Source organism: Flavobacterium aquidurense (assembly GCF_031458035.1).
Classification (GTDB): domain Bacteria; phylum Bacteroidota; class Bacteroidia; order Flavobacteriales; family Flavobacteriaceae; genus Flavobacterium; species Flavobacterium aquidurense_C.
The window spans coordinates 1-13465 of the sequence record NZ_JAVDXR010000012.1 but is presented as its reverse complement, the minus strand read 5'-3'; the positions used below and the strand labels follow the sequence as shown (position 1 = coordinate 13465).

Sequence of the window (13465 nt, the reverse complement as noted above, 5' to 3'; positions counted from 1 at the left end):
TCTGAGCATGGTAGAAATACAAGAAGAATCGAAAAGTACTTTTTGTTTATTTAATGGGGTATTCAAATTTTACAATCAGTCTTTAGGCAGATAAAACTAAAAGGGTTTACTTTTAGTATTTTTTAAAAAGAAGTTACTTGAGTGTATTACAACGGGCTTTTATGTATGTTTATCGAACGAAAACAACAACAAGGTACGATTTCTTTTACAATACCACCAAAATATTTAACTTAAAAGACTGAACTTTAACATTATAAACGATGAAATGCAACCGTAAAAAAATATTGTAAAAGAGAAATTCTGATAAATTTTATTAAAAGGGCATAAAAAAAATCATTCCGCAAAGCGAAATGGTTTTTCTTTTTCTTAACTGTAAACGCCTAGAAAAGAATTTTTGTGGTTGAAAAACTATTATTATCCAAAGAAACTTTTACTAGCAAAACCTGTTTTTCTGATTGCAAATCTGCTATGTTAAAGCTAGTAGAGCCAACTTGGCTGTTATTATAAAGAAGTTTTCCGGAGAGATCAAAAATTGCAACTTCACTAATGTTTACAATAGTCGACACAACATTGATCACTTTTTCATCGACCGATATCAGGACGGATTGTACAGGTTTTGCAAAATCTACTTTTCTAAGTGCCTTGTTGGTATAACGAAGTATAAAACGATTGGTAAATGTTCCGGCGGTCGTGACAAAAGTGTAATCACCAGCACGCAAATCATGAATAATATTAGTTTTTTTATCTTCCAAATAAATGTCATGTGTGGTCAGATCACCATCAGCGTGATCAATTGAAATTGTCAAATCTCCGTCACTTGCCGATTTATAACCTAAAGGAACAAAGTCAGACTCTGAAAAGGGTAAAGCACGCGCTTGAATAACAAGTTTCTTATCTTCATTTATACTATAAAAATCCAAATATTTATTAGTATCTAAAGTAACTGCATCATAATTAAGATCCCATGAATTAGTTGCTTCTGCTACATAGCCCACTAATATTTGTTTAAAAGCACCTTGCAGATTAGTCAGATTAATCCAAACACGATGACCTTCTTCGTTTTCTATATTACTACTTCCGACAGATGCAGTTTGAGCATAGAAAAAAACAGGCAGGCAAATCGACAAAATGAGTACGTACTTTTTATTCATTTACATAGTATTTAAATTCAACAATCAATAATTTAAATCGCATAGATATCGTACTAAAAATTCTCTTAGTACTTTAATCTGTAGATAAGTTAATTGAAATTTGAAGGCCTCAAATGTAATGCGACAAGGGATTAACAATTTACATAATTTGACACAACTATTTAAAAAACAATCCATTATAATTAAATGAATAAAAACCATTAAGTAATTTCGCATAAATAAATCTTAATAAAGCTGTTCATCATTTAAAATATGTTAATCATCTATCAAAAAAATCAAGATCATTTTAATTTGTTTCAGAATTAAGATGAGTTTTAAAATATTTTACAAACAAACCGAATCAAAAACGTCGTCAAAGCACTTTTTACTAAAAAATTTATTCAAAAAAAATCCATTTATCAATGACAAATGGATTTTAGAATTTCTAAAAAAGACTTTTTTAAAACAGAATTTTTGTAGTGGCTACTTTTCCATTTTCTAATGTTGTTTTTACCAATAAAACCTGATCCTGTAATTTTAAATTTAATATTTGTAATTCGGTATAATCTATTTTCTTTTTATTATAAAGAAGTTTTCCCGAAACATCAAAAACTGAAACTTCATTAATAATTTCTTTTGAGTCAATTTTAATGATTGCATCTTTTACCGAAACTAAAACTTCTTGTTCGGCCTTTTCGAAATCATTAGTTTTCAAAGTATAATCTTTAAATCTAATTACAAAACGATCGTTAAAAATTCCGTTTAGGGCCATAAAAAAATAAGGCCCATTCTTCAAATTATGCATAACTTTAAGATCTTTATCTTCAAGGAAAATATTATTTGAAGTAGCAAACAAACCATCTTTATGGTCGATGCTAATATTAAAATTACCGTTATTATTCGTTGTAAAACCCAGCGGAATAGAATCTTCTTCTTCAAAAGGCATAGCCCTGCTCTGAATTGCAATTTTTTTATCTTCAACAATACTGTAAAAATCCACAAATTGATTTCTGCTAATAGGTTCTGCATCATAATCTTCATCATACAAATTTGTCGCCCCACCAATATATCCAAGCAAAATCTGTTTAAAAACTCCTTCTTCATTTTTTAGATTTAGCCATATACGGTGTTTTTCAATTTCATTTTCCGCCTTGTTATTTGCCTGTTTAAAAAAAATAGTATTTCTTTCAATCATTCGCATACTGTCGTTAAATTCTATGACATCATTTTTTTTACTAACAACAAAAAATGACTGACAGGAGGCAATGGTTTGATCAGGAATAGTTTCATTAACACCGGAAGACAAAGCACCTCTTGTACCTATACCTCCCAATAAATTATAAATTGCATAATCATCACCGTTGTATTTATAATTAGTAACCGGCGTATTATGCGTCCAGAAATAAAGTGTCCCTTTTATTTTAGATCGATTTTTTTCCAGAAAAACATCAGCATTTATAGTTGACGGATAAGGATTTCCGACTAAATTAAATGTTTTTGCATCTCCGCATTCTACTTCGATTTTACCATTATTAGGAATACCTTTAAAAGTTGCTTCGTATTTTGATGGAATTGTTGTCGAAAAATATTGAGGCCCTCTAATCATATAGCCAACTCCCGGAGTCATAGTGTTTAAAAGGTTTTCATACCGCCAGCCTTTTGAAACATAATCATATGAAAAATACTTATCAATCAATGTATCCGGAGAAACATCAACTAATTTCTGATAATCAACAGGTGATGACCAAAAAGTAAAATCGTATTTTAAAATTGGTGAAGAATTTCTTTTTAGATGAATTATTCCGGTATTAATTATCTGGTCATCTGATTGATATAAATTTGCGCCTTCATCCAGAATTAAATTTCCCATGCCAAAATACGAAAATTCAATTTCTAAAGTATTACCACCTAAAAGTGTAACTGTTTTTCCTTCATTAATACTGCAACTGCATACATTTGCCGCTGTCAAAGAAGTATAATCTTCCTTAAAAGATATTTCTTTTCCGCCAGAAGGCAAGCCATTCGACCAGTTTACCCCATCCCAGGTTGTGGCATCTAAACATAGTTTTAACCTTGCTATTCTATGTTTAGATACTCCTGAAACCGAGTTAAAATCTCCCCCAATCATTAATCTTTGATTTGCGGTAAAACTCATCGAATACAGTTTATTGTTAAGATGAGCATCAAAGGAAACATCAAAATCACCAGATTTCAATAGACGAACCAATCGCATTGAAATATTGTTTTTATATGTTCCGGCAAAAGTACCGCCAACTAAAATACGGTCGTCGGGCTGTATTAAAATCGTTCGTACATCGCCCTTGTTAAAACCGGAACCTGATTCAAAAGTGGTGTCCAGACTTCCATCAGAATTTAATCGGGAAATTCGTTTTTGCGAAAATCCGTTGAACATTAAAAAAGATCCTCCCAATATTATTTTTTGATCTGACTGTAAAGCCATAGTGTAAACGTATTTATCAAAACCAGTTCCAATATTAAAATCTGAATCGATGCTTCCATCTGAATTTAACCGAACCAGACGGGGCATTAAATGACCGTCAAAACTGCTAAATCGCCCGGCAATCAAGATTTTTCCATCAGGCTGTATCAAGATTGTTTCAATAATTCCATCAGCTCCAATTCCAACATTAAAACTTGTATCATAGGAACCATTTGGCAATAATCGAACTATTTTTCCCGCCGACGAGCCATTATAATGACTAAAGCTCCCGCCAACAATTATTTTTTTATCTGATTGAATAGCCATTGCATATACCTGATTATCAAATCCTATTCCGATATTGAAAGTTTCATCAATCGCCCCATCAGATAAAATTCGAATAATCCGATTTTGAGTTATTTCATTATATTTTGTAAAACTTCCTCCGCAAATAATCTTGCCGTCAGATTGTACTGCGGCCGCTTTTATGGTATTATTAGCTCCTGATTGCATTAAATTGAAATTCGGATCACTTGCTCCATTTTCTAAAAGACGAGCAATTCGGGAAGCAAAAACCCCATTAAATTTTTTAAAATTCCCAAATACCATTGTCTTCTTATCGTCTAATGATAAAACTTTCAAAACTGAATTATCGAAACCAACTCCCGCCGATAAATACCCGGTATCATATTCTCCTTCAGCATTAATTTTTGCTAATCTTCCCTGATTCAATCCATCAAAAACTGAAAATGAACCACCAATATACCACGCACCTTCCAAATCTTTAGCTAAAGCTAAAACTGATGCTGACCCAGGTCCTGAACCGAAATTAATATCCGTTTTAAGGATTCCGTCAGAATTTAAAATACAAACCCTGTTAACTTCAGCACCATTGTAGTAACCTGTAAAAGATCCGCCAATCATAATGTCTCCTGACGTATCAACTTTAATAATCTGAACAGCATCTGAGCTAAACCCCGAACCGAACATAAAGCTAGTATCAATAGTCCCTTCATTATTAATTCGAATAATCCTGTTGGCAATACTTCCATTATAATTTGTAAACTTTCCTCCTAAAATAATTTTCCCATCAAGCTGAACAGCCATAGCACTTACATCATCATCAAAACCTGATCCACTATTAAAGCTTGTATCCACCTCACCATTACTGTGGATACGAACAATTCTATTGGCCGGAATGGCATTAAAAGAAGTAAAATTTCCGGTAAGTACAATTTTCCCGTCAGGCAAAATACAGGCATTTGTAATATTTGATGAAGAGCCGGAACCCGTTATAAAAGAAGTATCTAAAGCTCCGTTTGGTAAAAGTCGGGCAATTCTGTTTACAGTCAAGTTATTGTATTTCGTAAAACTTCCTACGATTATAATTTTCCCGTCAGACTGTAGAGAAATCCCATATATAATTCCTGTCGTTGCAGCAATTGAAGTATCAAAAGAGGCATCATAAGATCCGTCAGTATTTAAACGAATTAATCTACCGCAACTTATTCCATTATAGGCAGTAAAACTTCCTCCAACAATTATCTTTCCGTCAGATTGAACACAAAAAGTATAAATTTTACCATTGAAGCCAGTTCCGGTATTAAAGTTCTCGTCTGTAACTCCATCAGGTTTTAAACGGGTTAGGTAAATGGAAGATTTTCCATTAAGATTTAAATAATCACCTCCTACAAGCAAGTTTTGATCCGGTTGCACAAACAATGCTCTGACTGTATTATCAAAACCATCTCCTGTTAATCCGTCATCGAGAGTGTTAAAAGTTACATCTACTTTTCCTTGTTGTGCATAAATTTGTGTTTTACAGAGGAAATTTAGTAAAAGTAGTGATAAAAGCAAGTTTCTAATCAAAATGAGAATATTTAGGTTAATAATGTATTGTAAGAATTAACCGTAATTTAAACCCCTTTTTAAAATTAAGCAATACCTACATTTAGTGATATTTAGTTGCTTTTAAATTCATAAAAAAAGACGCACCAAATTTATAGTGCGTCTCCTTTTTCAATATTTTTTTTTCTTAAAACAGTATTTTCTTAGTTGTTATATTGCCATTTACCAAAGTTACTTTAATTAATAGCACCTGATTTTCGGCTTGTAGATTTGAAATCTGTAGTTCAGTTGTTCCGATTTTCTTTTTGTCGTAAAGTACTCTTCCTGATATATCGAAAATTGCAACATCTTTAATTTCTTCTTTAGCAGATGTTACTTTGATGATTTTATCTTTTACCGAAATTAAAAGTCCGTTTTCGACATTTTCAAAATCCCCGGTTCCAAGAGTTTTATTGGTGTAACGCAATACAAAACGATCTGTAAATGTTCCAATGGCGGTCGTAAAAGTATAGTCTCCAGCACGTAAATCTGTTATTGTTCCTGTTTTTTTGTCTTCTAAATAAACAGCCTGGGTATTAAAGAATCCGTCTGCATGATCAATAGCAATTGTAAAGTTTCCTTCGATTTTTGTCACGTACCCAAGAGGAACCAAATCGGATTTTTCAAAAGGTAATGCACGCCCCTGAACGGTCAATTTTTTTGTATCATTAATACTGTAAAAATCAACAAATGAATTTCCGCTGATTGTTGGTCCATCATAGTTAAAGTCCCAGTCATTTGTTGCGCCATCAAGATATCCAATTAAAACCTGCTTAAAACTTCCTTGCGAATTCGTCATATTCAGCCATAAACGATTTTTATCTGTATCTTCTGAATCAGTAGTTTTAAAAAACTGATTATTATTAGCACCTACTCGCATATCATTTGTAAAAACAGCTTTAATAGTTGTTGCACTTGGCTTCATAAAGAATGCCTGTCCTGTAGCAATTTTTCCTGTTGGCGCAATTTTATAACCCTGGGCCGAGGTAGCTCCATTTGAAGTTGCTGTAGAACCGGTTAAGCTGTATACTGCATAATCTGCGCTGGAATAAGCGTATGTACCAGTTCCTGTACTTGCAGGACTAGTATTGTGTGTCCAGAAATACAAAGCACCTACATCAGATCCTAAATTATGATTTATTTTTATAAATTGAGTTGCATCCAATGCTGAGGGATATGGATTTCCAACTAAATTATATTTATTACCTACAATTGTAATTGGAATATCACCATTATTTGGTTTTCCAGTAAATATAGCTTTATAAATTGCTGGCGTGTTAATATCAAAAGTTTGAGGCGCTCTAACATTATAACCACTACCGGGTACCATTACCTCAGTCCCATAATTGTTATACACCCATCCTGTTGAAGGATTATAACTAAAAAATTTATCAACTAAAGTATCCGGCGACAAATCATGAAGTGTAAAACCTGGCGAACTTGTGACAGGGGTTGACCAGTAGGTAAAATCGTAACGACGTACCGGAGCTGTATTTCTCTCAACTACAAATGATTTAAAATCACCAGTATAAGCATCTGTATTGGTATTAGTCTGCATTAATGATGCGTTGCTTTGCAACAAAAGCTTACCGCCTGTACCTACAATTATATTTTCATTTACCGTTAAAGTTTTGTCAGCCGGTATTGTAAAAATAACTCCGGGATTTATTGTACAAGAACAAACTTTAAGATCTCCCTTTAACGTGGCATTACCTGATATTATAAGAGCTGGTGTGTTTGTTGGAAGAGGATCTGTTTCCTTATATTCAACTGCGAGATTAATAAAATCAATAGCAATGTTTGCATCTGCCCCATCTTCTCTAAGACGAACATCAACTCTTGAATTTTTGTTCAATACATAAGTGCCATTGATCGGTGTTCTTGCAGTTGTATAACCTGCTTGTGTATGAATTAAAACATCATCAATATAAATTTCGGCATAATCATCAGAGTTAACCAATTCTAATTTATAGTTCCCACAAGGAAATCCCTGACGTTTATAAACAATTGCAAACTGATCGACTCCCATCGGGGCACCTTGCCAATTAGCAGCATATGATGGTGATTTTGTTTTGTTCCAATAGGCTTGCGTATCGATACTTGTATTTGTGTCAACATAAGTTCCAGCGTAGCTTGCTGCAGGATATGTTGTATCTGGTAGCGTAAAACCATAAACATTCCATTTGTTAATTCCGTATGGATATGTGGCAGTCGTTTGTACCTGACCGTACATAAACGAAACCCTGGATGCTTCCAAATTTTCGTAATATTCTAAAACAAAATGATGAATTCCTGCTGTTAATGTAACTTGTACAGCATAAGCTGTGTAAGCATGGGTGCCCCAAGAATTTGTTGGGCTAGTTGTAATCGGATTTCCATCAATGGATAATCGTACTCCGTCATCCCCTCCTATAGTAAAATTATAAGTTCCGGCTGGAATATCTGCATCCATCAAATACTTCACAAAAAACTTATCCGAGGGTGCCGCTCCGCAAAATACGTTTGCTGCTCGAGAAATGTCTCCGGTAATTGCCCCATCCCCAACATTACGGTCGAAAACAGGACTCTCTACAACAGATCCAACATAGGTATCGGCAGCAGGGGTGCCTGTATAGGTATAAACATATCCTTTCCAGAAATTAACTCCCGGAGTTGGTGTTGCTGTACATATTGGTGTAGTTCCATTTATAAAAACTGTTGCCGATGAATAACTTGAATTAGCATTTCGAATCGTGTAAGTAAAAGAATCTGTTCCGGTAAAATTGCTTGCCGGAGTAAAAGTTACACTGTTTAAACCGTTTACCGTTACTGTACCCTTTGAAGGCTGTGTTACTGTTATTGCTTGCAGAGCAGAATCGCCAAGAACATCATTTCCTAAAATCAACACTGTAGCAGGCTGATTTGTTGGTGAATCTACATAGTCGTCATTTGCCAATAAACTATTGGTATCTTTTACACTTCCCTTGATATTGGTTCTGGTTCTAAATTGAAAATTATCATTTGTATTGTAAACATACAGACGAAAATAGATTGTTTCACCCGGCGATAAAGAATTCAAATCTGAAGCAAAATCAGGGTTTATAGTAGTCCAGCTTCCTGAACTTACAGTTACAGGAACTAATGTTTTTACACCATTTGCGAACGTACTGCTTTTTGAATAGTCAATTTTGAATTTTTGCTGTTTACCATTACCGCTATTAGTATCCTGATTTCTAAAAGTAAAGCCAAAAGTAGTCAGATCTACCTTGTGTTTTAAATCAGCTGAAATTTTAAATTCTATATATTTTGATGTATCATTAGAATTATTTGCAGATGGCCAGTTACCCGTAATATAAAATGGATTGCTAGAATCTTCATCATTTTTGTAACTCAAAGAAACTCCTCCTAAATTATTAATCCTATCAGAGGAAACATAAGGCGAGAAAACAGAAGGATTATATCTGTTTGCACTATCTTTTCCGTCCCAAATCACTAAGGCTTCAGGCAGATCATCTGTTACATTTACTTCAATGGTTGCTTCAGAATAGGGGTCTGTACTATTGCTAATTCTATATTTAAAAGTTGCTTTTCCTGTAAAATCTTTCGCCGGATTAAATGTCATAGTCTTATCCGGATTTATAATAACTGTTCCCTGAGATGCTAACAGAGGGCTTGAAATTATAATTGAATTTACGTTTTCTTTTTTCACATCGTTACTCAAAGGCGCAATGTTTATACCAACGTTTTTGATGGTTTTAACATAATCATTGATGGCTAATATCTTATTCGCATCAAAGCTTGAAATTTTTCCTTTTACAGTAGCTGGCAATGGATTTGTACCATTGGCCGCTCTAATGTGGAAATTATCCGTAGAGCCATAAACATAAACTCTTACATAAACCGTTTCACCGGCCAATACTGGATTAATTTCTGCTGAAAAAGTCGGATTTACTGTAGCCCAGGTAGTTGTGGCAATCGTTTCCGAAACTAAAGTTTTTACATTAGTTTTAAACGCATTGTCTTTCGAATATTGAATTTGAAATTTTTCGGTGTTTCCCTGAGTGCGATAAGTAAAGCTAAAAGTTGTTAAATCAGCTTTATAATTTGCAGTAGGTGCAATTTTAAACTCGATATATTTAGCAGAATCATATCCTCCTTCATTTTGTTGCGGATTTGGCCATCCACCGGTCATGAAAAATGGAGTGGTGTCCCATCCATCAATATAACTTGGTGCTTGCCCTGAAGTTACATTCAGATCCTGTATCGTAATTCCAGTGTTCGCTACCGGTTTAAATGGAGTAGCAATTACTGCCGCATTCCATTTTAAGAGTTCGACTTCCTGAGCAAATCCAAAAAAAGGTAACAATAAAAATAAAAGTAAAGTTTTCTTCATACTAAATGTTTTCTATCAGCTTGTTATGCGGGCATAGTATTTTTTTGCCGGCACAAAGATAGATACATGTACGAGTTAGATAAAACAGCGGTTTTTAGAATGGGCAATTAATCGATAAAAAGCATATAAATTCGATGAAATACATTTAGAAAGTCTGCATTTTACGTTATTTCTTATAAATAGAAACTGAAAAACACAACAAATAACTCAAAATTTGACCCGTAAAAGTCTATTTTTTAAATTTATAATGACAAAAACGCGAGTTTAGGAAAAAATTCGCAAGAAAATGAAAATTCCGAATGAATGACTTTTCTGATTAATCAAGCCATTATTAAACACTGATTTAAAAAGATTTTTTTTGATTCATTCTGGTGAGAAAATAAAACTATTCCATTTCTAATTCTTTTACCTTATCGTAAACTAAATTGCTTTCATATCCTCTTCGCAACATATAATCGCAGAATTTTTTTCTCTTTTTCAGAGTGTTTTTTTCCTGAATACTATTCCAACATCTATCTGAAAGATTTTCGAAAGTAGTTTCGTATTCTTCCGGTGAAATTTCTTTAAGTGCCAGCGTAATGTTTGTCGAAGAAATCTGTTTGGCTTTGAGTTCATTTACAATCCTAATTTTACCCCAACTTTTCATTCGATGTTTACCTCTTGCAAAGCTGCAGGCAAATCGTGTTTCATTTAGAAAATTTCTTTCAATCAATTGAACTACAATAGAATCTATTTCATCCGAAGTCATTTTTAGGCTATATAACTTAGTCACAACTTCAGCATGACAGCGCTCCTGATAGGCACAAAAATGCTCTAATTTCAACAAAGCTTCTTTAGCAGTGCAAATTGTATTCATGCGGTTTTTCTTTCTTTTTTAACTATTTCGCCTAAAAATAGTCATTTAGTTGTTAATTTTTAAGTATTATTTTTAGCAATTATCAAAAATATTTTTTCCTAAAAGGTTGTATATGTGTGGAATTATAATATTTTTGTACGCGAATACCACTAGTTTAAATTTGTTTAAAAGACAAGATTCTAGCTTAATTTTCAATTGTTTAAAAAGCCAAATTTACGGTACTGCGTTAAAAATATAGTACTATTTTTTTGATTTCTTTTGACGCCAAAAACAAATTTAAATACCACGCCTTATATGATTCAAAAATTACTTTTTTGTACATTATTCTTTATTATTTCATTTTTTTCTTACGGACAAAGTCCTCAAACATTTAATTCATCTGGAAATTTTGTTGTTCCCCCGGGTGTTACCTCACTTACTGTAGAAGTATGGGGTGCTGGTGGTGCTGGTGGTGGCTCAACAGGAGGAGACTCTTCTGCCGGAGGAGGAGGAGGAGGAGGAGCATACACTAAAAACACATCAGTGCCAGTTCTAGCCAATGCTAGCATTCCATTTATTGTTGGAACTGGTGGAATTGGTGGTACAACCGGAAACGGTGGCAATGGACTTTCTTCTTCTTTTTTAACAGTTTCGGCAGGCGGAGGATTCGGTGGTAGAGGGAGTGTTAATGGAGGTACTGGAGGTGCCAGAGGTACTGGAGGAACTAATGGAGGGAATGGTGCAGACGGAAATACTTACGGACCAGTAGCATTATCTGGAGGTGGAGGTGGAAGCGCAGGATCTGGGGGTGCGGGTGGCAATGCATCCGATGCAACAGGAGGTAATGCAGGTAATATTGATGGCAGTGCCGGTGCTGGAGGAGTTCTGGGAGGTAGGATTTTTGGTACCAGCTTTGGTGACAATGGTTCAAATGGAACTTCACCTGGTTCAGGAGGAAGTGGAGGAGCAGGGAATAATTATGTTGGAGGAAATGGTGGTAATGGACAAATAAGAATTTCATGGAACTGTCCTGTATATACATTAACCTCTCCGACAACTGCATCTTCAAGTTGTGGAAGTGGAAAGTCAACTGTTAGACTTACTTCGACAACTTTACCAAATGGAACTTATAATGTAACATATAGTACTACTAACCCAAATTCGAGTGGTAATACTGCAAGTATGACTTTTAATGCTGGAACTGGAACGTTTCTTTCTAAAACATTATCAGCAACTTCAACAATAACTGTTAATAGTATTGAAATAGGAACCGCGCCTTCAACGTGCTCTTTTAATGTTACTTCTAATAATACTGCTACAGCAACTGTAAATACATTGCCTGGAGCACCAACAATTTCTGCTTCTGGCCCATTAACTTTTTGTGCCGGCGGAAGTGTTACCTTAACATCAAGTGTCGCAACAAATAATTTATGGTCTACCGGTGCAACAACACCAAGCATAACTGTTAGCGCGACTGGGACTTATACCGTTCGAGCTATCAATACAACAACTCTTTGTCAAAGTTTGCCTTCCGCAGGAACAACAGTTACGGTAACTCCAAAACCTGTAATAAACGCCATGGGAACTTCAGCATGCAGCGGAGCATTATTCACGGCAGCTCCTGTGGATGGAACCAATGGTACGGTTCCAGCAACAACAACATATACATGGACTGCCCCAACTGCAGTCACAGGATTATCTGGAGGCATTGCAGGAAGTGGAGCAACCATAACAGGAACATTGACAAACTCAACCAATGCCGCTTTGTCAACAACTTATAGCGTTACACCGGTTACAGCTGGATGTACAGGGACACCATTTAATTTGACAGTTACCGTAAATCCAAAACCAGCAATAAATGCTATGGGAACTTCAGCTTGTAGTGGTGCATTATTTACCGCAACTCCTGCAAATTCAACCAATGGTGTGGTTCCGGCAACAACAACATACACGTGGACTGCCCCAACTGCAGTCACAGGATTATCCGGAGGCGTTGCAGGAAGTGGAGCAACCATAACAGGAACATTGACAAACTCAACCAATGCCGCTTTGTCAACAACTTATAGTGTTACGCCAATTACAGCCGGATGTACCGGGACACCATTTAATTTAACGGTTACAGTAAACCCAACTCCAGCAATAAATGCTATGGGAACTTCAGCTTGTAGTGGTGCATTATTTACCGCAACCCCTGCAAATTCAACTAATGGTGTGGTTCCGGCAACAACAACATACACGTGGACTGCCCCAACTGTAGTCACAGGATTATACGGAGGCGTTGCAGGAAGCGGAGCAACCATAACAGGAACATTGACAAACTCAACTAATGCCGCTTTGTCAACAATTTATAGTGTTACGCCAGTTACAGCCGGATGTACCGGGACACCATTTAATTTAACGGTTACAGTAAATCCAACTCCAGCAATAAATGCTATGGGAACTTCAGCTTGTAGTGGTGCATTATTTACCGCAACCCCTGCAAATTCAACCAATGGTGTGGTTCCGGCAACAACAACATACACGTGGACTGCCCCAACTGTGGTAACAGGATTATCCGGAGGCGTTGCAGGAAGCGGAGCAACCATAACAGGAACATTGACAAACTCAACCAATGCCGCTTTGTCAACAACTTATAGTGTTACGCCAGTTACAGCCGGATGTACGGGAACTGCGTTTAATTTGACAGTTACAGTAAACCCAACTCCAGCAATAAATGCCATGGCAACTTCAGCATGCAGCGGAACATTATTCACGGCTGCTCCTGCAAATACAACTAATGGCGTGGTACCTGCAACAACAAC

The 13465-nt window shown here is 35.4% G+C and carries 5 protein-coding genes; 1 reads left to right on the top strand and 4 read right to left on the bottom strand.

Annotated features, from left to right (window positions below):
* Positions 1-380 precede the first annotated feature (380 nt).
* The 4 genes from J2X17_RS16795 to J2X17_RS16780 form a co-directional block, all read right to left on the bottom strand.
* Entirely contained in the window at positions 381-1151 is a 771-nt protein-coding gene (locus J2X17_RS16795; RefSeq protein WP_310300560.1) for a T9SS sorting signal type C domain-containing protein, read from the bottom strand.
* Positions 1152-1590: 439 nt separating this feature from the next.
* The gene (locus J2X17_RS16790) at positions 1591-5439 is read right to left on the bottom strand and encodes a T9SS sorting signal type C domain-containing protein (RefSeq protein WP_310300559.1); all 3849 of its coding nucleotides are present in this window, start codon (positions 5437-5439) and stop codon (positions 1591-1593) included.
* Positions 5440-5605: 166 nt separating this feature from the next.
* Positions 5606-9829, bottom strand: coding sequence for an Ig-like domain-containing protein (locus tag J2X17_RS16785; protein ID WP_310300556.1), 4224 nt, complete (start codon positions 9827-9829; stop codon positions 5606-5608).
* A gap of 385 nt (positions 9830-10214) precedes the next feature.
* A complete protein-coding gene (locus tag J2X17_RS16780; RefSeq protein WP_310300554.1) occupies positions 10215-10685 on the bottom strand; it encodes a regulatory protein RecX in 471 nt (156 codons plus the stop codon).
* 294 nt (positions 10686-10979) lie between these two features.
* Between J2X17_RS16780 and J2X17_RS16775 the strand changes: the two genes are divergently transcribed.
* Positions 10980-13465: beta strand repeat-containing protein (locus J2X17_RS16775; protein ID WP_310300551.1), on the top strand; the 2486-nt coding region annotated here is incomplete at its 3' end.